Origin of the sequence: Modestobacter roseus (genome assembly GCF_007994135.1) — a bacterium.
In the GTDB taxonomy this organism is placed as follows: Bacteria; Actinomycetota; Actinomycetes; order Mycobacteriales; family Geodermatophilaceae; genus Modestobacter; species Modestobacter roseus.
Genome location: NZ_VLKF01000001.1, coordinates 1,371,564 through 1,397,303, shown reverse-complemented (window position 1 = coordinate 1,397,303; position 25,740 = coordinate 1,371,564). Strand labels below are relative to the sequence as shown.

General features: G+C 74.5%; 28 protein-coding genes. 13 read left to right on the top strand and 15 right to left on the bottom strand.

Translation table 11 applies throughout. The features are described from left to right. Positions 1–3: 3 nt before the first annotated feature. Both JD78_RS06655 and JD78_RS06650 read right to left on the bottom strand, forming a co-directional pair. Positions 4–516, bottom strand: a complete 513-nt coding sequence (locus tag JD78_RS06655) for a GNAT family N-acetyltransferase (RefSeq protein WP_153361154.1) — start codon at positions 514–516, stop codon at positions 4–6. A 102-nt stretch (positions 517–618) separates the two neighbouring features. Further along, entirely contained in the window at positions 619–1,986 is a 1,368-nt protein-coding gene (locus tag JD78_RS06650) for a KamA family radical SAM protein (protein ID WP_153361155.1), read from the bottom strand. Positions 1,987–2,129: 143 nt separating this feature from the next. On the opposite strand from JD78_RS06650, the gene kdd reads away from it, so the two are divergent. From kdd to JD78_RS06610, 8 genes are all read left to right on the top strand, one after another. After that, positions 2,130–3,164 (top strand): L-erythro-3,5-diaminohexanoate dehydrogenase, encoded by a 1,035-nt coding sequence (gene kdd / locus JD78_RS06645; RefSeq protein WP_228395235.1) that lies wholly within the window; start codon positions 2,130–2,132, stop codon positions 3,162–3,164. Continuing rightward, positions 3,161–4,675 (top strand): amidohydrolase, encoded by a 1,515-nt coding sequence (locus tag JD78_RS06640; protein ID WP_153361156.1) that lies wholly within the window; start codon positions 3,161–3,163, stop codon positions 4,673–4,675. The genes kdd and JD78_RS06640 overlap by 4 nt, the downstream gene beginning before the upstream one ends. Before the next feature lie 34 nt (positions 4,676–4,709). Continuing rightward, the gene (gene kamD, locus JD78_RS06635) at positions 4,710–6,302 is read left to right on the top strand and encodes a lysine 5,6-aminomutase subunit alpha (protein WP_153361157.1); all 1,593 of its coding nucleotides are present in this window, start codon (positions 4,710–4,712) and stop codon (positions 6,300–6,302) included. Further along, complete coding sequence (gene kamE / locus JD78_RS06630) at positions 6,295–7,065, top strand: lysine 5,6-aminomutase subunit beta (protein WP_153361158.1); 771 nt, start codon at positions 6,295–6,297, stop codon at positions 7,063–7,065. Before kamD ends, kamE begins: the two co-directional genes overlap by 8 nt. After that, positions 7,062–7,472: a 3-aminobutyryl-CoA ammonia lyase gene (kal, locus tag JD78_RS06625; protein ID WP_153361159.1), complete on the top strand. Its 411-nt coding sequence runs from the start codon at positions 7,062–7,064 to the stop codon at positions 7,470–7,472. Before kamE ends, kal begins: the two co-directional genes overlap by 4 nt. A 452-nt stretch (positions 7,473–7,924) precedes the next feature. After that, positions 7,925–9,529: an apolipoprotein N-acyltransferase gene (lnt, locus tag JD78_RS06620; RefSeq protein ID WP_228395236.1), complete on the top strand. Its 1,605-nt coding sequence runs from the start codon at positions 7,925–7,927 to the stop codon at positions 9,527–9,529. Next, entirely contained in the window at positions 9,526–10,329 is an 804-nt protein-coding gene (locus JD78_RS06615) for a polyprenol monophosphomannose synthase (protein ID WP_166521041.1), read from the top strand. The genes lnt and JD78_RS06615 overlap by 4 nt, the downstream gene beginning before the upstream one ends. A 41-nt stretch (positions 10,330–10,370) precedes the next feature. After that, complete coding sequence (locus JD78_RS06610) at positions 10,371–10,967, top strand: FxsA family protein (RefSeq protein ID WP_228395237.1); 597 nt, start codon at positions 10,371–10,373, stop codon at positions 10,965–10,967. A 70-nt stretch (positions 10,968–11,037) separates the two neighbouring features. Here the strand turns inward: JD78_RS06610 and JD78_RS06605 are convergent, their stop codons facing one another. The 5 genes from JD78_RS06605 to JD78_RS06585 form a co-directional block, all read right to left on the bottom strand. Then, positions 11,038–11,382: an RNA polymerase-binding protein RbpA gene (locus JD78_RS06605; protein WP_153361160.1), complete on the bottom strand. Its 345-nt coding sequence runs from the start codon at positions 11,380–11,382 to the stop codon at positions 11,038–11,040. 195 nt (positions 11,383–11,577) lie between these two features. Further along, entirely contained in the window at positions 11,578–12,315 is a 738-nt protein-coding gene (locus JD78_RS06600; RefSeq protein ID WP_166521040.1) for a thymidine kinase, read from the bottom strand. Then, complete coding sequence (locus tag JD78_RS06595) at positions 12,312–13,685, bottom strand: MFS transporter (RefSeq protein ID WP_153362537.1); 1,374 nt, start codon at positions 13,683–13,685, stop codon at positions 12,312–12,314. The genes JD78_RS06600 and JD78_RS06595 overlap by 4 nt, the downstream gene beginning before the upstream one ends. A 61-nt stretch (positions 13,686–13,746) precedes the next feature. Next, the gene (locus tag JD78_RS22535) at positions 13,747–14,646 is read right to left on the bottom strand and encodes a lysophospholipid acyltransferase family protein (protein WP_267128586.1); all 900 of its coding nucleotides are present in this window, start codon (positions 14,644–14,646) and stop codon (positions 13,747–13,749) included. Further along, the gene (locus tag JD78_RS06585; protein WP_153362538.1) at positions 14,643–15,419 is read right to left on the bottom strand and encodes a glycerophosphodiester phosphodiesterase family protein; all 777 of its coding nucleotides are present in this window, start codon (positions 15,417–15,419) and stop codon (positions 14,643–14,645) included. Before JD78_RS06585 ends, JD78_RS22535 begins: the two co-directional genes overlap by 4 nt. Before the next feature lie 147 nt (positions 15,420–15,566). Between JD78_RS06585 and JD78_RS06580 the strand changes: the two genes are divergently transcribed. Next, a complete protein-coding gene (locus JD78_RS06580; protein ID WP_243730992.1) occupies positions 15,567–15,962 on the top strand; it encodes a hypothetical protein in 396 nt (131 codons plus the stop codon). Positions 15,963–16,058: 96 nt separating this feature from the next. Here JD78_RS06580 and JD78_RS06575 read toward each other — a convergent pair whose 3' ends face one another. From JD78_RS06575 to JD78_RS06555, 5 genes are all read right to left on the bottom strand, one after another. Beyond that, a complete protein-coding gene (locus tag JD78_RS06575; RefSeq protein WP_166521039.1) occupies positions 16,059–16,289 on the bottom strand; it encodes a hypothetical protein in 231 nt (76 codons plus the stop codon). 457 nt (positions 16,290–16,746) lie between these two features. Further along, on the bottom strand, positions 16,747–17,301 hold the full coding sequence (locus tag JD78_RS06570; protein WP_166521038.1) for a cysteine hydrolase family protein: 555 nt from the start codon (positions 17,299–17,301) through the stop codon (positions 16,747–16,749). A 45-nt stretch (positions 17,302–17,346) separates the two neighbouring features. Then, positions 17,347–17,784, bottom strand: a complete 438-nt coding sequence (locus tag JD78_RS06565; RefSeq protein ID WP_243730991.1) for a PIN domain-containing protein — start codon at positions 17,782–17,784, stop codon at positions 17,347–17,349. After that, positions 17,738–17,977, bottom strand: a complete 240-nt coding sequence (locus JD78_RS06560) for a type II toxin-antitoxin system Phd/YefM family antitoxin (RefSeq protein ID WP_208104012.1) — start codon at positions 17,975–17,977, stop codon at positions 17,738–17,740. The genes JD78_RS06565 and JD78_RS06560 overlap by 47 nt, the downstream gene beginning before the upstream one ends. Before the next feature lie 37 nt (positions 17,978–18,014). Next, complete coding sequence (locus JD78_RS06555; RefSeq protein ID WP_166521037.1) at positions 18,015–18,320, bottom strand: hypothetical protein; 306 nt, start codon at positions 18,318–18,320, stop codon at positions 18,015–18,017. Positions 18,321–18,569: 249 nt separating this feature from the next. On the opposite strand from JD78_RS06555, the gene JD78_RS06550 reads away from it, so the two are divergent. After that, positions 18,570–20,360, top strand: coding sequence for a glycoside hydrolase family 15 protein (locus JD78_RS06550; protein WP_166521036.1), 1,791 nt, complete (start codon positions 18,570–18,572; stop codon positions 20,358–20,360). A 56-nt stretch (positions 20,361–20,416) separates the two neighbouring features. On the opposite strand, the gene JD78_RS06545 is transcribed toward JD78_RS06550, so the two are convergent. Further along, the gene (locus JD78_RS06545; protein WP_153362266.1) at positions 20,417–21,217 is read right to left on the bottom strand and encodes an ABC transporter permease subunit; all 801 of its coding nucleotides are present in this window, start codon (positions 21,215–21,217) and stop codon (positions 20,417–20,419) included. Beyond that, complete coding sequence (locus JD78_RS06540) at positions 21,214–22,131, bottom strand: ABC transporter ATP-binding protein (RefSeq protein WP_153362265.1); 918 nt, start codon at positions 22,129–22,131, stop codon at positions 21,214–21,216. Before JD78_RS06540 ends, JD78_RS06545 begins: the two co-directional genes overlap by 4 nt. 144 nt (positions 22,132–22,275) lie before the next feature. Here JD78_RS06540 and JD78_RS06535 point away from each other — a divergent pair, with 144 nt between their 5' ends. Both JD78_RS06535 and JD78_RS06530 read left to right on the top strand, forming a co-directional pair. Further along, positions 22,276–23,628: a sensor histidine kinase gene (locus tag JD78_RS06535; RefSeq protein ID WP_153362269.1), complete on the top strand. Its 1,353-nt coding sequence runs from the start codon at positions 22,276–22,278 to the stop codon at positions 23,626–23,628. Further along, complete coding sequence (locus JD78_RS06530) at positions 23,625–24,293, top strand: response regulator transcription factor (RefSeq protein WP_208104011.1); 669 nt, start codon at positions 23,625–23,627, stop codon at positions 24,291–24,293. Before JD78_RS06535 ends, JD78_RS06530 begins: the two co-directional genes overlap by 4 nt. Positions 24,294–24,311: 18 nt before the next feature. Here JD78_RS06530 and JD78_RS06525 read toward each other — a convergent pair whose 3' ends face one another. Next, the gene (locus tag JD78_RS06525) at positions 24,312–24,917 is read right to left on the bottom strand and encodes an antibiotic biosynthesis monooxygenase (protein ID WP_153362263.1); all 606 of its coding nucleotides are present in this window, start codon (positions 24,915–24,917) and stop codon (positions 24,312–24,314) included. Positions 24,918–25,011: 94 nt separating this feature from the next. Here JD78_RS06525 and JD78_RS06520 point away from each other — a divergent pair, with 94 nt between their 5' ends. After that, positions 25,012–25,734 carry a M50 family metallopeptidase gene (locus tag JD78_RS06520; RefSeq protein ID WP_208104010.1) on the top strand — a complete coding sequence of 241 codons (723 nt, stop codon included), beginning with the start codon at positions 25,012–25,014 and terminating at the stop codon, positions 25,732–25,734. The last annotated feature ends 6 nt before the right edge of the window (positions 25,735–25,740 follow it).

The following is a 25,740-nucleotide window of genomic DNA, read 5'->3' as shown; positions in this document are numbered from 1 at the left end:
CGCTCACTCCTCCGGCGCGCTGAGCCGGAACGCCTCCACCTCGGTGCCGTACCAGCGGCGGGTGCGGCCCAGCGGCGCCATGCCCAGCCGGGCGCAGACGGCCAGCGAGCGGGTGTTGTCCGGCCGCACCACGGCGTACACCTCGGCCAGCCCCTCGGTGAACGCGCGGTCGACGACGGCGTGGGCGGCCTCGGTGGCGTACCCGGCGCCCCAGCTGTCCGGGTGCAGGTGCCAGCCGACCTCCACCTCGCCGACGCCGTTGGGCAGCGGCTTGAGCAGCAGGGTGCCGGCCACCGGTCCGCCGTCCCGGGGCTCGATCGCCCAGCACCCGTGCCGGGCGTCCAGCCGGTGGACGAGTTCCCAGCGGGCGACCAGCTCCGCCGGTGGCACCGTGGGCGGGCCGCCGAGCCAGCAGGTCACCTCCTCGCGGCTGTACAGGTCGGCCAGCCGGGCCAGGTCGACGGCGTCCGTCGTCCAGGCGCGCAGCCGCAGCCGGTCGGTGCACAGCAGTTCCACCGGTCCTGGCTACCGCTGTCCGCCACCGCGGAAACGCCAGCCTCCGGCCCCGCAGCAGGGGCCCGCCGCGAGCCCGCGAGTGGTGGGGGGCAGTGGGGTCCTTCAGCAGCCGACGGGGGTCAGGGCCCCGGCGCGCTGCTCGGACCACCACGCCTGCCCGGACGCCGGCAGGGTGTGCACCGGGTCGTAGTAGACGTGCCGCCGGTCCAGCGCCCCGGCGTCGGTGCGCTCGATGCCGGTGCGGTAGTTCTTCGTCCACCAGCTGACGCCGCGCTCGCGGTCGTACTCGGCGAACTGGTGCACCCAGCGCTTCCCGACGTAGGGCACGTCGCAGACGATCCGCGGGGTGGCGAAGCCGGGCAGGTAGCCCATCAGGTCGTGCTGCAGCGTCTGGGCGTGCGCGAGGGAGACCCGCCAGTGCTCGGCGCTGGGGATCATGTCGCACATGTAGAAGTAGTAGGGCGTGATGCCGGCGCCGTCGAGCAGGGCGAAGCACAGGTCCAGCAGCTGCCCCGCGGTGTCGTTGACCCCGGCGAGCAGCACGCCCTGGTTGCGCACGTCGCGCACCCCGGCGGCCAGCAGTGCCCGGGACGCCTCGGCGACCAGCGGGGTCACCGACTGCGCCGCGTTCACGTGCGTGTGCACCGCCAGCGCCACCCCGCGCTCGCGGGCGGTGGTGGCCAGCCGGGTCATGCCGGCGAGGACGTCATCGGCCAGCCAGTGCTGCGGCAGCCCCATCAGCGCCTTGGACGCCAGCCGGACGTCGCGCACCGAGTCGATCTCCAGCAGCCCGGCGACGAACGCCTCCAGGTTCTTGAACGGCAGGTTCGCCACGTCACCGCCGGAGACGACGACGTCGCGCACGCCGGGGGTGCGGCGCAGGTAGGCCAGCATCTCTGCCTGCCGGTCGACCGGCTTGAGCTCGAACTTGAGCTTGGGGACGGCGGGGGTGGAATTGCCGACCAGGTCCATCCGGGTGCAGTGGCCGCAGTACTGCGGGCAGGTCGACAGCAGCTCGGCGAGCACCTTGGTGGGGTAGCGGTGGGTCAGCCCCTCGACCGCCCACATCTCGTGCTCGTGCAGCGAGTCGCGCGCGGCGTGCGGGTGGCTGGCCAGGTCACCGGGCAGCCGGTCGGAGGCGACGGGGAGCATGTAGCGCCGCACCGGGTCGGCGAGCATCGCGGCGGTGGTGGGCACCGCCGCCGGCACCATGGTGTTGAGCATCTGCGGCGGCAGCAGCAGCGACATGGTCGCCCGCCCGGCCTGGTCGGCCTCGACGTCGGCGTAGAAGGACTCCGCGAGCCGGTCCCCGTACACGCCGCGCAGCTGCCGCAGGTTCTTCACGCAGTGCGCGCGCTGCCACTGGGCGCTGCGCCACTCGGCCTCGGTCACGTCGGCGAACCCCGGCAGCCGGCGCCAGTCCGGTTCGACGAGCTCCCGGGCGAGGTACTCGTAGGGCTGTTCCAGCACCGCTGCTCCGTCCTCCGTGGCCACCCGTGGCGGGCGGCCGGGCGACACCGTGCGGCGACCATACGGGAAGTTCTTCGGGTTTTGATGACATTGCCGATAGGTTCTCCGCCTGTCAGCGCCGACCAGTGGAGGGACGAGCGTCCGTGGCGATCGACGCGCTGCACCGAACCCTGGGGGTGCACCGGGTGCTCGAACCGCCCGGCGTGCTGCCCCAGGCGGCCACCCGGCTCGACCCGGACCCGCGGATCGGCCCGGACGAGGTCCGCATCGCGGTCTCCCGGCTGAACCTCGACGCCGCGTCCTTCCGCCAGCTGTCCGAGGCCCACGGCGGCGACGGGGACGCCGTCCGGGCCGCCGTGCTCGGCATCGTCGAGAGCCGCGGGAAGATGCACAACCCGGTCACCGGCTCCGGCGGCATGCTGGTCGGCGTCGTCGAGGAGGTCGGCCCCCGCTCGCCGCTGGGCCTGGTGCCCGGCGACCCGGTGGCCACCCTGGTGTCGCTCACCCTGACCCCGCTGCGGATCACCGACGGGCTGGCCCGCTGGGACGGGCGCGGTGAGCAGGTGCCGACCTCCGGCACCGCGATCCTGTTCGCCCGCTCCATCGCCGCCGTCCTGCCCGATGACGTGCCCCAGCAGGTGGCGCTCGCGGTCCTCGACGTCTGCGGGGCGCCGGCGGCCACCGAACGGGTGGTGCACCGGGCCGGGCACCGCCCGTCGGTCGCCGTCCTGGGCGCGGCGGGCAAGTCCGGCTGCCTGAGCCTGGCCGCGGCCCGCGACGCCCGGGCCGGCCGGCTGGTGGGCGTCGTCCGGGACGCCACCGAGGCGACGGCGCTGCGCGCGGCCGGGCTGGCCGACGACGTGGTCGTCGCCGACGCCACCGACCCGCTGGCCGTGGCGGCCGCGGTCGGGGAGCCGGTCGACGTCACGGTGGTCTGCGTCGACGTGCCCGGCGCCGAGCACGGGGCGGTCCTCGCGACGGCCGAGGGCGGCACCGTGGTCTTCTTCTCCATGGCCACGTCCTTCTCGGCGGCGGCCCTGGGAGCTGAGGGGATGGCGGCGGACGTGACGATGCTGGTCGGCAACGGCTACACGCCGGGGCACGCAGCCCTGGCACTGGACCTGTACCGGCGGACGCCGGGGGTCCGGGCACTGATCGACCCGCGGGTGGCCCGGTGAGCCTGCTGGTCACCGGCGTCACGGTGGGCGACCGCCCCGGCCGGGCGGTGCACGTCGTCGACGGCCGGATCGCCTGGCTGGGCGACGCCGCCGACGCACCGCGGGCCGACCTGGTCGTGGACGGTGGGGGAGCGCTGCTCACCCCGGCGTTCGTCGACGCCCACGTGCACGCCACGGCGACCGGGCTGGCGCTGACCGGGCTGGACCTGGCCGGTGCCGACAGCTTGCGCTCGGCGCTGGCCCGCGTCGCCGGGCACGCCACGGCGACGCCGACCGGCGTGCTGCTGGGCACCGGGTGGGACGAGACCGCCTGGCCGGAGGGGCGCGGGCTGACCCGGCACGACCTGGACGCCGCGGTGGGGGACCGGCCGGCGTACCTGGCCCGGATCGACGTGCACTCGGCCACCGTCTCCACCGCCCTGCTCGACCGCCTCCGCGACGTCACCGAGCTGCCCGGCTTCTCCGCCGACGGCCGGCTGCGTCTGGACGCCCACCACGCCGCCCGGGTGCTCGCCTACGGTTCGGTCGACCCGGTGCAGCGGCGCACCGCCCAGCGCGCCACCCTCGACGCCGCCGCGGCGCTCGGCATCGGCACGGTGCACGAGATGGCCGGCCCGGAGGTCTCCGGCGCCGACGACCTGGCCGGGCTGCTGGAGCTGGCGGCCGAGCAGCCCGGGCTGCGGGTGCTCGGGTACTGGGGCGAGCTGTTCGAGCGGGGCGGACTCGACGTCGTCACCGAGCTGGGCCTGGCCGGCGCCGGCGGCGACCTGTTCTGCGACGGCGCGTTCGGCTCGCACACCGCCGCGCTGAGCAGCCCGTACACCGACCGGCCGGAGACCACCGGCGCGCTGCGGTTCGAGACCGGTCAGCTCGTGGAACACCTGCGCGCCTGCACCCTCGCCGGCGTCCAGGCCGGTTTCCACGTCATCGGCGACGCCGCGGTGGCCCAGGTGCTCACCGCCGTGGGCGCCGTCGTCGACGAGCTCGGCCGCGACGCCGTCCGGGCCTGCCGGCACCGGCTGGAGCACGTGGAGATGGTCGACGCCGAGGCGATCGACCAGCTGCGCCGCTGGGGCATGGTCGCCAGCGTGCAGTCGGCGTTCGACGCGCTGTGGGGTGGCGCGGAGGGGATGTACGCCGAGCGGCTCGGGGTCGCCCGGGCGGTGGCCACCAACCCGCTGGCCGACCTCGTCGACGCCGACGTCCCGGTCGCGCTGGGCAGCGACGCCCCGGTGACCCCGATGGACCCGTGGGGTGGGGTGTACGCCGCGGTCGACCACACCACCCCGGGCTCGGGGATGCGCCCCTTCGACGCCTTCGACGCCGCCACCCACGGGGGCTGGGTGGCCGCGCGCGCCGAGCACCCGGAGGGCCCGCTGGCGGTGGGCGCGCCGGCGGACCTGGCGCTGTGGGCGACCGAGCTGACCCTGTCCGCGGTGCTCGCCGGCCGCGTCCGTCCCGCCTGCCGGCAGCTGGTCGTCGCCGGCCACCCGATCGGAGCTGCCCCGTGACCCACCACCCCGGCGCCGAGAGCCGGATCGTCCGATGAGCGGGAAGCTCACGCTGGACCCGGCGCTGGTCGTCCGGGCCCGGGAGCTGGCCGCGCGGGCCGCCGCCCCGGTGGTCGACCTGGCCACGGCGCACACCACGGTCTCGGTGGAGCGGGCGGTGCTGCGGCTTGCCGGGCTGACCGGGACCGACCCGGTGACCGGGGGTGGGACCGAGCAGCAGGACCGGGTGCCGTGGGTGAACCGCGTGGTGGACGCCGTCCGCGACCAGGTGGGCCTCGAGCACGGCGTCGCGCTGCCGGTCTGGCACGCGCTGGCCACCGGGGACGGCGACCTGCAGGCCCTCGCCGAGCAGGTGGGCGCCGGGACCGCCCGGTTCACCGTGCCCGAGGGGGCGGCCGCCGAGCGTGCCCGCGAGGCCGCCCGCGCGGCCGTCGGCGCCGGGATCGCCCGGATCGACGCCAACCGGGCCCGCCGCGACGAGCTGGTGGGCACCCACGGCGACCCGCCGCGCCGCCCGTGGATCTACCTGATCGTGGCCACCGGCGACATCCACGAGGACATCCCGCAGGCGCAGGCTGCCGCCCGGGCGGGCGCCGACGTCATCGCCGTCATCCGCTCCACCGGGCAGTCGCTGCTGGACTACGTGCCCGAGGGCGCCACCCGCACCGGCTACGCCGGCACGTACGCCACCCAGGAGAACTTCCGGCTGATGCGCGCCGCGCTGGACGACGTCAGCGCGGAGCTGGGTCGCTACGTCCGGCTGACCAACTACGCGTCCGGGCTGTGCATGCCGGAGATCGCCGTGCTGGCCGGGCTGGAGCGGCTGGACATGATGCTCAACGACGCGATGTACGGGATCCTCTTCCGCGACATCAACCCCCGCCGCACCTTCGTCGACCAGCGGTTCAGCCGGATGGTGCACGCCCGCGCCGGGATCGTCATCAACACCGGCGAGGACAACTACCTCACCACCGCCGACGCCGTCGACGAGGCGCACACCGTCACCGTCAGCCAGCTGCTCAACGAGACGCTGGCGAAGGAGGCCGGGCTCGCCGACTGGCAGCTGGGTCTCGGCCACGCGTTCGAGATCGACCCGGCGGTCCCGGAGTCCTTCCGGCTGGAGCTGGCGCACGCGCTGCTGGCCCGGGAGCTGTTCCCCGACGCGCCGCTGAAGTGGATGCCGCCGACGAAGCACATGACCGGCGACGTCTTCCGCGGCTACCTGCTCGACGGCTTCTTCAACCTGGCCGGGGCGCTCACCGGCCAGGGGATCCTGCTGGTCGGGATGATGACCGAGGCGGTGGTCACCCCCTGGTTGTCCGACCGCGACCTCGCGCTGCGCAACGTGCGCTACGTGCTCGAGGCCGCCGGCAACCTGCACGAGGACTTCCACCCCCAGCCCGGCGGGTTCATCGACCGCCGCGCGCACACGGTGCTCACCGAGGCCGTCGACCTGCTGGAGCGGATCGCCGACCACCCGCAGGGGCTGATCCAGGCGATCGCCGACGGCACGTTCGGGATCACCCGGCGGTCCCCGGACGGCGGCAAGGGCCTGGACGGCGTCGTCGTCAAGGCCGCCGACCACTACGACCCGGCCACCGAGCTGCTGGAGCGCGTCCATGCCTGAGGGCATCGTCCGGCCCTACGGGGACACCACCGGCGACGGGATGGTGCAGACGTCGTTCACCCTGCCCGTGCCGCCCGGGCCGCGGGCCGACGGGGCGGCGCTGCAGCTGGCGGCCAAGATGGGCATCGAGCCGGCCATGGTGGTGCACAGCACCGGGATCGGTGGCGGGGGCGGGGCGGGAGGTGCGGACGCCGCCTTCACCTTCTTCGTGGTCTACGGCAGCGTGCGTCACCTGGTCGACCTCGACGCCGTCGAGGTCGAGGAGCGGGCCTACCCGCTGCTGTCGCCCAGCGAGGTCAACGCGGCGGTGAAGACCCGGCTGCGGCGCAGCCTCGTCGTCCTGGGGGCGTGCATCGGCACCGACGCGCACACCGTCGGCATCGACGCGATCCTCAACCTCAAGGGCTTCGCGGGGGAGAAGGGGCTGGAGTACTACCGGGAGCTGCAGGTGGCCAACCTCGGCGCCCAGGTCAGCGTCCCGGAGCTGGTCCGCGCGGCCCGCGCCCGCAAGGCCGACGCCGTCCTGGTCTCCCAGGTGGTCACCCAGAAGGACGCCCACCTGCGCAACACCCGCGAGCTCGCCGGGGCGTTCCGGGAGGCGATGGGGGAGTCCAGTCCGCTGCTGGTGGTGGGCGGCCCGCGCTTCGACCCGGCGATGGCCGCCGAGCTGGGCGTGGACAAGGTCTTCGGCCGGGGGACGACGCCCGGCGAGGTCGCCAGCTACCTCGTGCACGCACTCGTACCCCCGGAGGAGACGTCGTGACCGACCCACGCTCGACCGACCCACGTCTGGGCCTGACCGTGACCCACCGCCGGTACGTGCCGCACGCGCACGCGCACTACGGCGGTGACCTCGTCGACGGCGCGTACACCCTCGGTCTGTTCGGCGACGTCGCCACCGAGGTGGCGATCCGGGCCGACGGCGACGAGGGCCTGCTGGCCGGCTACTCGGAGGTCCGGTTCCTCGCTGCGGTGCAGGCCGGGGACGTGCTGGAGGCCTCCTGCGAGGTGGTGCGGGTGGGCCGGCGCAGCCGTGAGCTGCGCTGCTGGGCCGATGTCGTGGCCCGCGCGGAGCCGTCCCGCGGCGCCTCGGCGGCGCGGGTGCTCGACCCGCCGCTGCGGGTCGTCGAAGCGGTCGCGACGCTGGTGGTGCCGGGTGCGGACAGCTGATCCCGTGTCGACATGTCGCCTCGTCGACGCCGCCGGGTCGCCATGTCGACCCGGCACGCCCGCAGCCGGGTAACGGTCGGGTAACGGTCTGACCCGTTCGTCACCGGAGGGCCCCCGGTGGTTCCCTCGCCCGTCGCCGGTCCCTAGTCTCGGCGCGGTCCATCTGGGCAGACCGGCTCTCACTCCGGTCCCGCCCTCCGGGGCTCCGCGTCACCAGACAACGGCGCAACGGCCGCACCCAGCCGCCGCTGCACCGGCCCGAAGGCGCGGAGCCCCCAGGGGGACCGGCCGGGTCGACCCAGCCGGGTCGGACCAGCCGGCGTCCCGGGATGGGATGCTGGTGGGCGGCCGCCGCACCCCGTGCGGCGGCCCCGGCCCGGTTCCCACGCGGTCGGCGACCTCCCGGGCTCCCGTCCCGGGCTGCGCGGAGGGCGGCGGTGCCGGCAGTGACGGTGAGCGGCACGGCAACGGCCGACCCGGCCCGGCTCCCGGTCGGACGCCCGACGCCCGCGCGGCAGGTCCGGTGGCCCTGGCGCACCGCGCTCGCCGCCCTCGGCGGACTGGCGGTCTACCTGGCGTTCCCGGCCCACGACCTGTCCGCCCTCGCGGTGGCCGGCCCGGCCGCCTTGGCGCTCGCCGTCCGCGGTCAGCGGGTGCGCGCCGGTCTGTGGCTGGGCCTGGTGCTCGGGCTGGTCACCATGGTGCCGCTGCTGTCGTGGAGCGGGGTGTACGTCGGGTCCTTCCCGTGGCTGGCGCTCGCGGTGACCGAGGCGCTCTACTTCGCCCTCCTCGGCGGCGCGACGGCGCTCACCTCCCGGCTGCCGGGGTGGCCGGTGTGGGCCGCCGCGCTGTGGGTGGCCCAGGAGGCGCTCCGCGGCCGCTGGCCCCTGGGCGGCTTCCCCTGGGGCCGGCTCGGCTTCAGCCAGGCCGAGGGGCCCTTCACCGCGTTCGCCGCCTACGGCGGCGTGCCGCTGGTCGGCTTCGCCGTGGCGCTGACCGGGACGCTGCTGGCCGCGGCCGTCGTCCGCGCCCGGGCAGTGGGGGAGGGGAGGGGCGCCCGGCCCGTGCTGCGCGCCGCCGCCGTACCGCTCGTCGCCGCCCTCGCCGTCCCGGCCGTCGGTGGGCTGGCCTGGCTGCCACTGGCCGGCTCCTCGCTCACCGAGGGCGGCCCGACCCGGACCGTCGCCGTCATCCAGGGCAACGTGCCGCGGGCCGGCCTGGACTTCAACGCCCAGCGCCGGGCGGTGCTGGACAACCACGCCGCGGAGACGATCCGGCTGGCCGACGCCGTCGCCGCCGGGGACGCCGCGCAGCCGGACCTGGTGATCTGGCCGGAGAACAGCTCCGACATCGACCCGTACACCAACGCCGACGCCGCCCGGGTGATCAGCCGCGCGGCCGCGGCCATCGACGCGCCGATCCTGGTCGGCGCCGTCGTCCAGGGGCCCGGCGAGCTCATCTCCAACACCGGCATCGTGTGGGACCCGGTCACCGGGCCGGGGGAGACCTACGTCAAGCGGCACCCGGTCCCGCTCGCCGAGTACGTGCCGGCGCGGCCGTTCTTCCGGTTCTTCAGCCCGCTGGTCGACCGGGTCACCGACTTCGCCCACGGCACCGAGGTCGGCACGCTGGACATCGGGGGAGCGCGGGTCGGCGACGTCATCTGCTTCGAGATCGCCTACGACGGACTGGTGTCCGACGTCGTCGACGACGGCGCGGGGATGATCGTCGTGCAGACCAACAACGCCACGTTCGGCTACACCGACGAGACCGAGCAGCAGCTGGCGATGAGCCGGCTGCGGGCGGTCGAGTTCGGCCGGACGGTCGTGGTCGCCGCGACCAGCGGGGTGAGCGCGATCGTCGCCCCCGACGGCACGCTGGTGCACCGCTCGGAGCTGTTCACCGCCGACTCCTTCGTGGAGCCGATCGCCCAGCGCGACCAGCGCACCGTGGCCGAGCGGCTCGGCGCCGCGCCCGAGTGGCTGCTGACCGCGATCGGCGTCGGTGCGGTGCTCGCCGCCCTGACGACGGGCCGGGCCCGCCGGAGGGCCCGGTGACCGACGGAGCCGGGCCGGAGGGCTCCGTGCTGGTGGTCATCCCCACCTACGAGGAGGTGGGGAGCCTCGGCGCGGTGCTCGACCGGCTGCACGCCGCGGTGCCCGCGGCCCACGTGCTGGTCGTCGACGACGCCTCACCCGACGGCACCGGCGAGCTGGCCGACGCCCGGGCCGCCGCCGACCACCGGGTGCACGTGCTGCACCGGGCCGGCAAGCAGGGGCTGGGGCCGGCCTACGTCGCCGGATTCCGCTGGGCCGCCGAGCACGGCTGCGCCGTGGTGGTGGAGATGGACGCCGACGGGTCGCACCCACCCGAGCGGCTGCCCGCCCTGCTGGCCGCGCTGGCCGACGCCGACCTGGCGCTCGGGTCGCGGTGGGTGCCGGGCGGCCAGGTGCGCGACTGGCCCCGCCGGCGGCAGGCCATCTCCCGGATCGGCAACGTCTACACCCGCTGGGCCCTGCGGCTGCCGCTGGCCGATGCCACCGGCGGCTTCCGGGCCGCCCGCGCCGACCTGCTGGCCCGGCTGCCCTTCGACCAGGTCGCCAGCCAGGGCTACTGCTTCCAGGTCGACTGGGCCTGGCGGGCGGTACGGTCCGGCGCCCGGGTGGTGGAGGTGCCGATCACGTTCACCGAACGCACGGTCGGCCGGAGCAAGATGAGCGGTTCGATCGTTGGAGAGGCGTTGGCACGGGTCACCTGGTGGGGCGTGCTCGACCGGCTGGCCGACCGGCTGCCCGGGCGGGTGCCCCGTCCGGTGCCCGCGCGCAGCCGCGACGGGCGGACACAGGCGCTCCAGTAGGAGCGCCGGCCACCCGTTCCGCGGCCGGAGAGGAGAGACACATGGCCATGGGCTCCGCGATCGGCGGGCACACCCCGCGGCGGCGGGCGTCCTCGCGCTGGCGGACGGCGGTGGGACTGGGCGCACTGGCCGAGGTCGTCGTCTTCGTGCTCGTCGCCAGCTGGATCGGCGTCGGCTGGACGCTGCTGCTGGCGCTGGCGACCAGCGCGCTGGGCGGGCTGCTGCTGGCCCGCCAGGGCACCCGGGCGCTCACCGAGCTGCGGCTGCGGGCCGAGGAGCACCGGGCGCCGGGCCGCGCCCTGGGGGACGCCGGACTGGTCGCCCTCGGCGGGCTGCTGATGGTGCTGCCCGGCTTCATCGGCGACGTCCTGGGCCTGATGTGCCTGCTGCCGGGCACCCGGGCGCTGCCGCGCGCGCTCATCGCCCGGGGGATCGCCCACCGGCTGCCCGCCCGCTGGCTCGGCCCGGTGCGCGTGCAGGCCACCCGCACCGTCGACGGCACCGTGGCCGACGCCCCGTCCGACGTGCGGGGGACCGACGTGTACCGCGCGGGCCCGGCGCACCGGGTGATCGAGGGGCGCGTGGTCGAAGGACGCGTGGTCGAGGGTGAGGTCGAGGACGGCCCGTCCGGGCGCTGACCGGGCCCGGACGCCGAACGGCCCCGGTGGGAGATCTCCCACCGGGGCCGTTCGCTGTCGTGCTGCTGCGTCAGCTGGCGCGGGTGCGCCGCCCGCGGAGCACCTCGAGGCGCTCGGCGAGCACCTCCTCGAGGTCGTCCACCGAACGACGCTCCAGGAGCATGTCCCAGTGCGTGCGCGGGGGCTTGACCTTCTTGGGGGCGGGCTCGGAGCCACCGACCAGCTTGGCGGCCGAGCCGTCGTACTTGCACTCCCACGTGTCGGGGAGCTCCGCGTCGTCGGCGAAGGGCACAGTGACCAGGTGACCCTGGGCGCACTTGTACTCGGCGTACTGCCGCTCGATGGGCGCGGTGTTGCGCTCGGTCTCGTAGCTCACGCTGCCCAGTCGGCTTCCGCGCAGGGAACGCTCGCCCATGGCACACCGTCCTCTCGTGCTGATCTCGGTCTGGTCTGAGACTGCCCGGACGGCCGACTGCTCACGCATCCGGCTCGGGGTGTCGCAGAGGTCAACGACAGATGACGGAAAGAGATTCCGTGTCGTTCGACTGCTCATCATCGCATGGGGTGATGAACCAGCGATCAACCACCCCCACGGGGGGAGTGGCGCCGGTCAGCGGAGGGCCAGCTGCCCCGGCCCGGTCGGCGTCGGGCCGAGCTGGCCGTTGGCGTGGTGCCGGCGGCACAGCACCTGGTACCGCACGGCCGGCTCACTCCCGGCGCCATCCGGCGGGAGGGCGGGCTCGGTGTCGGCGACCACGACGGTGGCGCCCTCGCGGACCATCTCGCCGTCGACCACCCGGGCGTTGAGCAGCCCCGGCAGCCCGCACCAGCACAGCACCATGACCTGCACCCGCTGGACGTCGTCGGCGAGCTCGAACAACCGCTGCGTGCCCGGGAAGAGGCGCGCCCGGAAGTCGGTGGTCAGCCCGAAGGCGAAGACGTCGACGTGCGACTCGTCGACCAGCTCGGCCAGCTGCTCGACCTGCTCGCCGGTGAGGAACTGCGCCTCGTCCACGATCAGGTAGTCGACCCGCTGACCGGCCGCCCACCGGTCGCGGACGAGCAGCCGGACGTCGGTGCCGGCGTCGACCTCCACCGCGGCCTGGCGCAGCCCGACCCGGGAGCTGATCTGCGCGGCACCCGAGCGGTCGCCCTGGGTGAGCAGCAGCCCGTGGCGGCCCTGCCGGCTCTGGTTGTGGTCGACCTGCAGCGCCAGGGTCGACTTCCCGCAGTCCATCGGGCCGTGGAAGAACGTCAGGTGCGCCGGAGCCGGGTGCCGACGCCGGTCACCGGCGACGGGCACCACCTCCAGCAGGTCGGTGGGGCCGGCCAGGGGGGCGGGTGTCACAGGCGCTCCGGTGGTGTGTTGCCGGCCTCGACGATGGCGCGGCGCATGTCCAGCCGGGCCAGCAGGAACCCGCCGAGGACGAAGAAGAGGACGAGGCTGAAGATCGCGTACCGGTAGGAGTCGGTCAGCTGGTAGGTCAGGGCGAACAGGAAGGGACCCAGCCAGCTCGTACCGCGGTCGCTGAGCTCGTAGAAGCCGAAGTACTCCGCCTCCTTGCCCGGCGGGATCAGCTGGCTGAACAGCGACCGGGACAGCGCCTGGGTGCCCCCGAGCACGAACCCGATGACGACGGCGAGCAGGTAGAACTGCACGGCCGCGCCGGCCTGGACGAAGTAGGCGGCCACCAGCACCCCGGTCCAGACGACCAGGCCGCCGAGCACGGTGCGCTTGGCGCCGATCACCGCGGCGATGCGGCCCATCCCCATCGCCCCGAAGAAGGCGACCACCTGGACCAGCAGGATGGTGGAGACCAGCGTCGTCTGGGAGAGCTCCAGCTCCTCCGCGCCGTACTGGGCCGAGACGCCGATGATGGTCTGCACGCCGTCGTTGAAGAGCAGGTAGGCGCCGAGGAACCACAGCGTCAGCCGGTAGCGGCGCATGTCCCGCAGCGTGGCGGCCAGCTGCCGGAAGCCCCCCGACAGCGCCCCGCCGCCCGGGACGACGGCGGACTCCCGCGGTGGCCGGTTCCGCAGCAAGGAGACGCTGACGACGGTGAACCCGGCCCACCAGATCCCGGCCGAGGCCAGGCAGATCCGCACCGCCTCGCCCTCGGTGAGCCCCAGGGACTCGTACTGGGTGAACAGCGCCAGGTTCGCCGCCAGCAGCAGCGCCCCGCCGAGGTAGCCGAAGGCCCAGCCCCGGCTGGAGACGGCGTCCCGCTCGTCGGGGCCGGCCAGGTCGGGCAGCCAGGAGTAGTAGACGACGGTCGCCGCCCCGAAGCAGAGGTTGGCGACGACGAACAGCGCCGCCCCCAGCAGGTAGCGCTCACCAGCGACGAAGAACATCGCCATCGTGGCCACCGACCCGACGGTGGCGAACCCGGCCAACAGCTGGCGCTTGTGCCCGCTGCGGTCGGCGATCGCGCCGGTGATCGGCAGCACCAGCACCTGCAGCACCACCGACAGCGACAGCACGTAGCCGAACCAGCTCCCCGGCGGGACGCTGATGCCCAGCGGGTGGATCCGCCCATCGGCGTCGGCGGCCGCCTCGGCGATGGAGGTCAAGTACGGGGCGAGGAAGACGGTCGTCACCGAGGTGTTGAAGACCGACATCGCCCAGTCGTAGGAGTACCAGCCGCCCCGCTCCCGGCGCAGCGCACGGTCGGCACGGGGGACGGCGGACCCGGTGGGGGCCGGGGGTGCGTCGGTCACGGGCGCAGGGTGTCAGCCGCCGGGGGGCGGGTCCAGCACCGACCGGTCACGGGATGTCCGGTCACGGGATGTCCTCCGGCACGACGCCGCCCGGGAAGGCGGCCACCGCGCTGGTGGGTCGGGTGGGGTCGGCGAACGCGATCCGGTCGGCCGGCTCCCCGGCCCGGAGCGGGGCCAGACCCCGGGTCAGCGCCGCGGCGATCCGCACCCGGGCCCGGTTGGCGTCACCCACCCGGCCCGGCGCCAGGTCCTCGAAGTACACCGGGGCACCGATGTGCACCCGGAGCGCCGGCTGCCGCCAGAGCGCCCGTAGCGCGGTGCGCAGCTTGCCCCAGTCGTTGGCGTACTGCAGCACCTCGTGGGCGCCCCACTGGCTGACCGGGATCACCGGCACGTCGGCGGCCAGCGCCATCCGGGCCAGCCCGGTGCGCCCGCGCTCCGGCCAGCCGTCGGCGGTCAGCCCGACCCGCCCCTCGGGGTAGGCGACGACGTGCCCGCCGGCGGCCAGCGCCACCCGGGTGACCCGCAGCGCGTGCGCGGCGACGTCGGTACCGCGGTCGACCCGGATGCCGCCGGATCGCTCCAGCAGCGCGCCGGCGACCGGCGCGGTCATGATGCCGCGGGTCGCCATGAAGCGCGGGGTCACCCCGGCCCGGTGCAGCGCGGCGGCGACGACGAAGGTGTCGAAGTCGCCGATGTGGTTGACCGCCAGCAGCAGCGGACCGTCCAGCCACTCCTCGGGGATGCCCCCGGTGACCTCCAGACGGCCGAACAGGCCCGGGACCCGGTGCAGGGTGCGCAGCAGCCCGCACCAGAACCACCACGGCGGCGCGGCGGCGATGGCCAGCTCCCGGGCGAACCAGTCCGGGTCGTCCGGGCCGGCCAGCCCGGCGAGCTCCGGCGGCAGCGGTGGTGGGGCAGGACGCCAGTCACGGATGCGGGCGCCCAGCCGGCCGATCACGCGCCGGTCCACTGACCGCGGTTCACCAGCACGTCCCGGAGCATCGCCGGCCGGTCGGTCATCACCCCGTCGACCCCGAGGTCGAGCATCTTCGCCGCGTCGCCCTCGTCGTCGACGGTCCACACGTGCACCTGGAGGCTCCGGGCGTGCGCCGCCTCGATGAACCGCTCGTCGACCAGCGGCCGCCCACCCAGTGCCAGTGGCACCTGGGCGCAGCCGGCCTCGATGCGCACGAGCCCCGCGGCGCGCGGTGAGTAGGAGGACAGCCGCAGCGCGGCCACCCCCTTGGGCCCCAGGGAGGTGCACACCTCGGGCCCGAACATCCTGCGGGCGGCCGCGATCCGCGCGTCGGAGAAGGAGCCGAGGCAGATCCGGTCCTCGATGGCCAGCCGGCGCACGGTGCGCACCAGCGGGGCGAGGACCCCGGCAGCCTTGACGTCGAGGTTGAAGCGGACGTCCGGCCAGGCGCCCAGCAGGTCCTCCAGCGCCATGATCGGTTCCCGGCCGCCGATCAGCGCCGTGCGCAGCTCGCTCCAGCGCAGGGCGTCCACCCGGCCGGTGCGGTCGGTGACCCGGTCCAGGGTGGCGTCGTGGAAGACGACGGGGACGCCGTCGGAGGTGACGCGGACGTCGGTCTCCAGGTACCGGTAACCCAGCGCCACGCAGGCCTCGAAGGCCCCGGCGGTGTTCTCCACGTGCTCGATGGCGCCCCCGCGGTGGGCCATCGCGAGGGGAGTGGGCCCGTCGAGGAAGGCGAAGCGCGGGCCGGGCACCCCAACACGCTAGCGGCGTCGCCCGCCGGCTCCGCGCAGGGTGCCCGACGAGGCGTGCTGGTCGACCGGTTCGTGGACGACCAACTGGTGCACGGCGGCGGGCGTGTCCGCCCGGAGCTGTCGGACCGTCCGTCTACCGTCGCCGTCGTGGAGGTCGAGCAGCAGGTCGGCAGCCGTCCGGTGCGCCGGCGGCAGCGCGAGGGCGAGGAGCGCCGCTGTGGGTGGTGCCGCACTCCGCTGCCCACCCAGGAGTCCGTCGGGCGGCCCCGGTTGTACTGCGGCCAGGCGTGTCGACAGCGCGCCTACGAGCAGCGCTCCGCCAGCGCCAAGGCCGGCCTGTCCGACGACGTGGTCCTGGTGACCCGCGCCGAGCTCGACGCCCTCCAGGATCGGCTGTACCAGCTGCGCTGCGCGATCGAGGACGTGCAGACGATGCTGACGGAGAAGCCCACCAAGGCGGAGATGGAGCGCTCCTTCGCCGAGCTGGTCCGTTCGACCGGCCGGCTGGACCGGCTCTGGCTCAACGGGCGCAACGCTGGTTGAGCCAGGCCGACCCCGGCAGCACGTCAGAAAGCGTCACCGTGACGTAATTCACTGCGCCCGAGTGCACCGCCGGGGGAGCGGTACACCCCCGCAGGATCAGTCGTCGGAGTCGTCGCCCTCGCCTGTCCCCGAGTCGTCCACGTCGGGCACGCCGCCCCGCTCGACGTCGCCCTCGTCCGCGCCCGAGGTGTTCTGCACCTCGCTGTCGTCGATCGTGCCGGTCTCCAGGACGCCTTCCTCGCTGCTGCCACAGGCGGTCAGTACCGCCGGCCCGGCCGCGAGGGTCAACGCGAGGAACAGTGCGGTCACCGGACGTGGGGTCTTCATGACGCGAGCCTAAGGACGCACCCGGCACACCGCCCGTCGAACGGGAGGCACCACCCGTCATTACGTCACTCTGACGTAATGACGGGTGGTGCCCTGGACCAGAGGGGAGTGGCCCCAGGGGGCCGTTGGACGCCGAGGAGCCCATGTCGATCATCACCGAGCGGTCGAGACTCCGGCGATCGTGATCGGCTCGCGACGGATGACGACAGCCGGTCCGCCGGACGGCACCACAGCTGGACCGGCACGGCTGGACCGACACGCCAGGCCGCCGGGTGGCGTCGGACCGCGAGGACCGGCCAGGCCGGTCGACCCGACGAGACGGGTCGGCGCCGGGTGGACGACTCGATCGACGTCGGCGGACGTGCCAGGTCTCGACGGGTCGGCAACCCCTCTCCGCCCAGGTCAACGTCGCGCCGATAATCGACATTATGTCAAGTAGTGGACGGCGGACCCGCTCTCAGGAGCTGAACGACACCTCCGCGCCGGGCACGACGTCCGCGGTGCGTCCTGGCGCCGACTGGAAGCCCCAGTACAGGTTGGTGTGCGCGATGACCTGGTCGACCGGCGGCGCTCCCCACGCGGTCTTGTCACCGGCGGTGTGCGCGTCGGCGACCAGCGTGACGTCGTAGCCGCGGGTGAACGCGCCGTGAATGGTCGACCGGATGCAGGCGTCGGTCTCGGCGCCGGTGACCACCAGGTGCCCGACGGCCAGGGCTGCCAGCACACCTTCGAGGTCGGTGCCTTCGAACGAGTCGCCGTGGCTCTTGTGCACCAGTGGCTCGGACTCCCGGCGGGACAGCTCTGGGACGAGCTGCCAGGCGTCACTCCCCTGCGCCAGCTCGTCGTCGGAGTGCTGCACCCAGACGACCGGCACGCCCGCGCGCCGGGCCCGGCCGACGAGCCCGCCGATGGCTGCCACCACCTCGTCGCGGCGAGGTGCGCCGTCCACCACGCCGTTCTGCACGTCGACGACGAGGAGGGCGGACTCCGGACGGTCCAGCAGCGTGCTCACGGCGGTCTCCCTGCTGGTCAGCGGCTGGTGCGGTGGGGGCCGACGCTAGACCCGACCACCGACATCCGAGCCGTGCTGTGCGCCGGGCCGCCCGGCCATCGACGACGAACGGTCGGGGTGTGGCACCGGACGGACATCGAGGTCGTCGATCGCGGTGATGTCGTCCGGGTCGCAGGTGTAGAGCGGAAGGCCCTCGGCGATGGCCGCTGCGGCGATCAGCGCGTCGTACGCCCGTGCCGCCGGTTTCCGACCAGCCGATCGCAGCGAGGCAGCCACCCGCCCGAACGCCCGGGCAGCGGTGGCGTCGAAGGCGATCGGATCGAAGTCCGCCTCCGCCTGCTGGAGGTGCGCCTGACGCGCGACCCGCTCCCGCTCTGATCGCGCCACGTGCGGACCGAGGGAGAGTTCGGCGAGCGTCACGGCACTGATGACCGACTCATCCGGCAGGACCTGCGGGTCCGACAGGCGGCCCAGCAGGATCACCGTCGGGATCGACGAGCGGCAGCGACCGCCGCCGGGCGACCAGCTCCGTCGGCGAGGGTCCCCGGCGGGGCCGCGGGCGCAGTTCGGCCACCTCCGTGCCGTCCCGGGTGACGGCGAGGACCGCCCCACGGGCGACCTTGTCCAGCACCTCTCCCCCATGGTTCCGCAGCTCGCGCACGCTCACCGAGTCCATGGCACTCAATGTCTCACCGGTGAGACACGCAGAATCGTCATCGTCGAGCTGCAGCAGCCTCTCCCACCGCGAGCGCGACTGCGACGAACGCGTCGACCCGTCGCTCGTCCCGGCTCCGGAGTTCGCGCGCGCCGTCGGCCAGGGACCGCGTGTCCTTCAACAGTTCCACGAACTCGGCCCTTCGGATGGCGCGCAGCAGCGGGCTGTCAGGTCGGAACGTCCCGGTTGCCACCACTCGAGAACCGCTGCCGGGGTCGAACCGCATGGTCATCAGCTCCCGGCCCAACTCGTCGGCGTCCTCACCGAACACCGCTTCTCCCCCGTCGCCAGCTGCAGCCGCCATGCGGCGACGGTAGTGAGCGGGGCCGACAGTTCTGTCGGTCCGTGCAGCCGGCCGCTTGCAGGCAAGCCTCGTGTCTCAGTGCTGCGGTTGTGGCCTGTCAGCCTTGATTGGACAAATAGTTGGGGATAACGGTCACGATGGCGTACGACGTGGTTTGCCGACGAGAGCTGGTCGGTAGGTGGACCAGGGCGTCGTCCGTGCGCCACCGGTGCGGCCCAGCCCCGGCCACCCACCCCCAGGAGGACGACCATGCCCAGCCCGATCGAGGACTACGGCCTGATCGGCGACCTGCAGACCGCCGCGCTGGTCGGCAAGGACGGCTCGATCGACTGGCTGTGCCTGCCGTCGTTCGACTCCGCCGCCTGCTTCGCCGCCCTCCTCGGCGACGAGCGCAACGGCCGCTGGCAGCTCGCGCCGGCCACCGGCGGTGCCTGCACCCGCCGGCAGTACCGGGGTGACTCGCTGGTCCTGGAGACCGAGTGGGAGACGCCGACCGGCAGCGTCCGGGTCATCGACCTGATGCCACCCCGGGGCGAGGGGGCCGACGTCGTCCGGATCGTGGAGGGCCTGTCCGGCCGGGTGGCGATGCGGATGGACCTGGTCCTGCGGTTCGACTACGGCCACCTGGTGCCCTGGGTGCGGTCGGTGGACGGCGTCCTGGTCGCGGTGGCCGGCCCGGACCAGGTGTCCCTGGCGACGCCGGTCGACCTGCACGGGCAGGACCACACCACGGCGGCGGAGTTCGAGGTCGTGGCCGGCGAGCGCGTCCCGTTCGTGCTCACCCACTCCCCCTCGCACCTGCCGCGGCCCGAGCCGATCGAGGCCGAGAGCGCGCTGGCGAGCACGGAGGAGTTCTGGGCCGAGTGGATCGGCCACTGCAGCTATGACGGCGAGTGGGGGCCCGCGGTCCGCCGTTCGTTGATCACGCTCAAGGCGCTGACCTACGAGCCCACCGGCGGGATCGTCGCCGCCGCGACCACCTCCCTGCCCGAGGAGCTCGGCGGCAGCCGCAACTGGGACTACCGGTACTGCTGGCTGCGCGACGCGACGTTCACCCTGCAGGCGCTGCTCGGCACCGGCTACCTGGAGGAGGCCCGGGCCTGGCGGGACTGGCTGCTGCGCGCCGTCGCCGGTGACCCGAGCGACCTGCGGATCATGTACGCGCTGGACGGTTCCCGGCGGATCCCGGAGTACGAGCTGCCGTGGCTGCCCGGCTACGAGGACTCGCCTCCCGTGCGGGTGGGCAACGCGGCCGCCGGGCAGTTCCAGCTCGACGTCTGGGGCGAGACGCTCGAGGGGCTGCACCTGGCCCGCGAGTCCGGCCTCTGCCCCACCGATGACGCCTGGGCCGTGCAGAAGGAGCTGATGACCTTCCTGGAGAGCGTCTGGGACACCCCGGACAACAGCCTGTGGGAGGTCCGCGGCGAGCCCCGGCACTTCGTGCACTCCAAGGTGCTGGCCTGGGCCGGCGTCAACAGCGCGGTCGAGGCGGTGGAACGGCACGGGCTGGACGGGCCGGTCGAGCGCTGGCGGGAGCTGCGCCAGCGGATCCACGACGACGTCTGCGCCCGCGGCTACGACCCGGTGCGCCGCACCTTCACCCAGTTCTACGGGTCCGAGGGGCTCGACGCGGCCCTGCTGCTGATCCCCCAGGTCGGTTTCCTGCCCTGGGACGACGAGCGGGTCGTGGGCACCGTGGAGGCCGTCCAGCGCGAGCTCACCGACGACGGGTTCCTGCTGAGGTACCACACCCACGCCGACGGACGGGTCGACGGCCTGCCGGGCGACGAGGCGCCGTTCCTGCTGTGCAGCTTCTGGCTCGCCGACGCGCTGAACGGCATCGGCCGCACGGCCGAGGCACGGGAGCTGTTCGAGCGGCTGCTGGGCCTGGGCAACGACCTGGGCCTGATGAGCGAGGAGTACGACCCGCGCACCGGCCGGCACCTGGGCAACACCCCGCAGGCGTTCAGCCACGTCGGGCTGGTCAACACCGCCCGGCACCTCAGCGGCGAACGGCGCATGCCCGGCGAACACGCCTGAGCCGGCCGGCGGCGGGGTCGTCCCCGCCGCCGGCCGGCGGGTCAGGTCCGGTGCGCTCAGCTGATCTCGCTGCGCTGGATCCGGATCCAGCCGAGCACCATCGGCAGCGCGACCCAGAGCGCCACCGAGGTGCCGAACTGCGCCCAGTCCTGCGCGTCCAGGCCCTCCTGGAACAGCCGCATCGACGTCGTCCCGAGGTCCAGCCAGTCGCGCACCCAGTCCAGCGCCGGCACCACGCCGACCAGGATGGTGAACACGGTCGGCAGCACGAAGAACGTGACGATCGCCAGTGGCGAGCTCAGCAGCAGCATGCCGAACGCGATGCCGGCCAGCACCGACACCACCTGCACGACGAGCACCTGCCCGAGCAGCACGCCGCTGACGTTCCAGTCCGTGGCCACGTCGGTGAACACCGGGGTGAGCACCGTCGTCAGCGCGGAGGCCAGCGTCGCGACCGCCACGCCCAGCAGGGCCAGCGCGGCACCGGCGAGCATCTTCGCGACGAGCACCCGGGACCGGCGGGGCACCAGGGTGAACGTCGTCATCGCGGTGCGCTGGGACCACTCGCTGGTGACCAGCAGGATGCCGAGCACCGGCAGCAGGATGCTCATCGGCAACTGGGTGAACTCGAGGTGGTCGGCGAAGCTCTTCGGGATGTCCGGGACGAACAGCGCGAGGGTGAGGACGGCGACGACGGCCAGACCGATGACGATCAGCAGCCAGCGTCCGGCGCGGGTGTCGTAGGACTTGCGCAGCTCCACCCGGGCCAGCGTGGCCAGGGACGGCGTTCTGGGAGTGGCCCCGGTCCCGGGCCGATCGGCGTCCAGGGTCGCGGTGTTCGACGACAGGGCGGTCATGCCAGCACCTCCTGCACCTGCTGGCCGTTGCCGGAGTCGGAGCTGGTGAGCGACCGGAAGAGGTCCTCCAGCCCCGCTCCCCCGGCCGGCCGCAGCTCGGTGACGACGACGCCCGCCGCCGCCACCGCCTGCCCGACGGCGAGCGCCTCGGCGTCGGCCACCAGGGCGTCGTCCGGGCCCGGTGAGACGCCGATGCCGGCCGTCTCCAGCGCCTTGGCGAGCAGGGCACGGTCCGGTCCGCGCACCAGGGTGCCGCCGGTGTCGGCGAGCAGCTCGGACTTGGTCCCCTGCGCGACGATCCGCCCGCCGGAGATGACCACCAGCTGGTCGGCGACCGCCTCCACCTCGTGCAGCAGGTGCGAGGAGAGCAGCACCGTGCCACCGCGGTCGGCGAAGCCCCGCAGCAGGCCGCGCATCCAGAAGATCCCCTCGGGGTCCAGGCCGTTGGCCGGCTCGTCGAGCACCAGCACCTGCGGGTCACCCAGCAGCGCGGTCGCCAGGCCCAGGCGCTGGCGCATGCCGAGGGAGTAGTTGCCCAGCCGCTTGCCCGCGGGCCGGCCGGCGAGGCCCACCTGGCCGAGGACGTCGTCCACCCGCTGGCGCCCCACCCCGAGGGTCATCGCGGACAGCGTGAGCACCTCGCGGCCGGTGCGGCCGGCGTGCTGGGCGCCGGCATCGAGCAGCACGCCGACCTGGCGACCGGGGTTGGGCAGGTCCTGGTAGGCCCGGCCGGCGATGGTCGCCGTGCCGCTGGTCGCGGTGGCCAGGCCGACCAGGGACCGCATGGTGGTCGACTTCCCGGCGCCGTTCGGGCCGAGGAAGCCGGTGACCGTGCCCGGTTGGCAGGTGAAGGAGACATCGGACACGGCGACCTGGGCGCCGTACCTCTTGGTCAGGTGCTCGATGGTGATCATGGGCCAGACCCTGCTCCACCCGATCGGCTCCGCACATCGGCCGGAAGTAGCTGATCACCTCCGGCGTCCGACCGGTGGCGTCCGGGAGGTAGACCTTGGTCGGTTCCGGGAGCACGTCCCCGCCCGTAGCCTCCGGGGGTGACCATGACCACCCACCCGGGGTCCGCAGAGGGCGGAGGGGCGGCGGACCAGGGGGTCGAGCACCCCTTCCTGGTGCCGGCCCAGCTGCTGGCCGATCCGGGTGCGGCTCCGGAGCGCGGCCCGGACACCGGCGGCAGCACGGCCGGCCGGCGCCGGGTGCGCCGGTCGTTCCGCGACTGGACCGTCGACGTCACCGCCTTCGTGGTGTCGGTGCTGGTCGGGCTGGTGCTCCTGGGCAGCGCGCTCAGCCAGCCCGAGCCGCCGCCGGACGGGCTGCTGTTCGCCGACCTGGTGCTCGGCTCGCTCGGCTGCGCGGCGCTGTGGCTGCGGCGGCGCTGGCCGGTCGGCGTGGCCGTCGCCCTGGCGCTGGTCGCGTCCTTCTCCGACATGGTCGCGATCGCCTGCCTGTTCAGCCTCTTCACCGTGGCCGTGCACCGCCGCTGGCCCACCGTCGCGGCCGTCACCGGGATCAGCGTCGCCTCCTTCTCGGTGTACCTCCTGGTCCGGCCGGACCCGGAGGTGCCGACCTGGGCGCTCACCCTGCTGGGGCTCGTCGCGACCGCCGCCGTCGTCGCCTGGGGCATGTTCGTCCGGGCCCGCCGGCAGCTGGTGCTGTCGCTGCACGACCGGGCGCTGCGCGCCGAGCACGAGCAGCAGCTCCGGGTGGAGCAGGCCCGGCACACCGAGCGCACCCGGATCGCCCGCGAGATGCACGACGTGCTGGCCCACCGGCTGTCGCTGCTGAGCATGCACGCGGGGGCGCTGGAGTTCCGCCCCGACGCCCCGGCCGCCGAGGTCGCCCAGGCCGCCGGGGTGGTCCGGGCCAGCGCCCGGCAGGCGCTGGAGGACCTGCGGGAGGTCATCGGGGTGCTCCGGCACAACGGGGACGGCGATGGTGGTGAGGGCGATGGTGGTGCGGGCGGTGGCGACCCGGGCACCCGTCCGCAGCCCACGCTCGCCGACGTGCCGGTGCTGGTCGAGGAGAGCCGCCGCGCGGGGGTGCGACTGCGCGTGCAGTACCGGGTGCCCGAGCTGGCCGCCGCACCCCCGGGGCTGGGCCGCAGCGCCTACCGGGTGGTGCAGGAGGGGCTGACCAACGCGCGCAAGCACGCTCCCGGCACGGTCACCACCGTGCTGGTCGAGGGCGCCCCGGGCACCGGGCTGGTGGTGGAGCTGCGCAACCCGGCCCCGGCCGGGCGCGACACCGCACCCGCGCTGCCCGGGGCCGGCACCGGCCTGGTGGGCCTGCTGGAACGGGTCAGCCTGGGCGGTGGCAACCTCGAGCACGGCTGGACGGCGGACGGGGAGTTCCGGCTGCGCGCGGAGCTGCCCTGGCCGGCGGAGCACCCGGCGTGACGGGACCGGTCCGGGTGCTCGTCGTCGACGACGACCCGCTCGTCCGCGCGGCCCTCGCCATGGTGCTCGGCGGTGCCGACGGCCTGGCGCTCGTCGGTGAGGTCGCCGACGGCGCCGAGGTGCCGGCGGCGGTGGCGGCCACCTCCCCCGACGTCGTCCTGATGGACATCCGGATGCCCCGCGTCGACGGGCTCACCGCCACCGAGCGCTTGCGGCACCAGTCCGGCGGTCCGGAGGTGATCGTGCTGACCACCTTCGACGCCGACGACCAGGTGCTGCGGGCACTGCGGGCCGGGGCCAGCGGCTTCCTGCTCAAGGACACCCCGCCCGCGGCCATCGTGGACGCGGTGCGCCGGGTGGCCGCGGGCGAGCCGATGCTCTCCCCCACCGTCACCCGCCGGCTGATGTCGCACGTCGCCGACGCCGCGGCCCCGGCGACCGACGACCGACGCACCCGCGCCCGCGCCCGGCTGGCCCTGCTCAGCGACCGGGAGCACGAGGTGGCCCTCGCCGTCGGGCAGGGGCTGTCCAACGCCGAGATCGGTGCGCAGCTGTACCTCAGCGTTGCCACCGTCAAGGCGCACGTCTCCCGGCTGCTGGTGAAGCTCGAGCTCACCAACCGGGTGCAGGTCGCCCTGCTCACCCACGACGCCGACCTGGTGTGACGGCGCCGGCGCCCGTGGTCAGCCCACCCGGCGGTCGCGCCAGCGGCGGCCGGCCAGCCACCAGGACAGCTGCCGCGTGATCCAGGGCAGCAGCAGGTAGGTCATCAGCGGCGTCAGCACGATGGTCAGCGCGGCGACCCGGGCCACCACGTGCACGTCGGCGAGCAGGGCCCCGAGCGTGACCGTGGCGAGCAGGTTGAGCGGGAAGAAGACCAGCCAGATCGTCGTCGCCTGCTTCCAGCGCGGCGGCGCCGGCTGCGGCGCCACCTCCTCGGCCGCGGCGACCGGCGCGTCGAACCACCCCTCGATGCCGGTGCGCCGCTCGGTGCGGGTCATCTCGGCCAGGCCCTGCGCCGAGCCGAGCCACCACTGGCGCTCCGGGCTGGCCTCCCAGGCGGCGAGGGTGGCCGGGGAGTCGAACCGGCACAGCATGTGCCACTCGTCCGCACCGTTGCGGGGCTGGACCCAGCCACCGCCGAGGAAGCCGGGGGCGCCCTCGGCCAGGGTCAGCCCGGCCCGGATCCAGGCGCTCATCTGCACCGCGTGCGCCGGGTCGGCGCGCCGGGTGAAGGAGACGGTGACCGGGAGATCGTCCGCGGTCACCGCCTGCTGCGTGCTCGTCATGCCCCCAGGATCGCCGCCCACTGTGACGGGCAGGTGACGAGGGTCCCGCGCGGCGCACGGGCGCTGCACAGGCGCAACGGTGATGATGCCCGGCGTGACGGTGGTCGAGGAGTTCTGGCGGCAGGTCAGCGCCACCTCTCCCCCGCTGTCGACCGGCCTGCTGGCGCTCAGCGCCGCCGCTGCGCTGCTGCTGGTGCTCGCCCCCGGACTGTGGCGGCACACCCGCCACGCGGTGACGATCGCGCACGAGGGCGCCCACGGCCTGGCCGCGCTGGCCACCGGACGCCGGCTGGCCGGGATCCGGCTGCACTCGGACACCTCCGGGGTCACCGTGTCCGCCGGCCGCCCCACCGGCGCCGGCATGGTGTTCACCGCCGCGGCCGGGTACACCGGGCCGGGCCTGTTCGGGCTCGGGGCCGCCGCACTGCTGGCGGCCGGGTACGCCGTCGGCCTGCTCTGGGCACTGCTCGGGCTGCTGGCGCTGCTGCTCGTGCAGATCCGCAACTGGTACGGGCTCTGGTCGGTGCTGGTCACCGGCACGCTGGTCTTCGCGGCGACCTGGTGGCTCCCGGCCCAGTGGCAGGCCGTCTTCGCCCACGGCGTCACGTGGTTCCTGCTGGTCGCCGCGCCGGTGACCGTGTGGGAGCTGCAGGCCAAGCGGCGCCGCGGGGCCGCGCGGGACTCCGACGCCGACCAGCTCGCCCGCCTGACCCGGGTGCCCGGGGTGGTGTGGGTCGGGGTGTTCCTGCTGGTCGACGTCGGTGCCCTGGTCCTGGGCACCTGGTGGCTGGTGGGCGAGAGCGCCCTGCTGCGCTGACGCCGG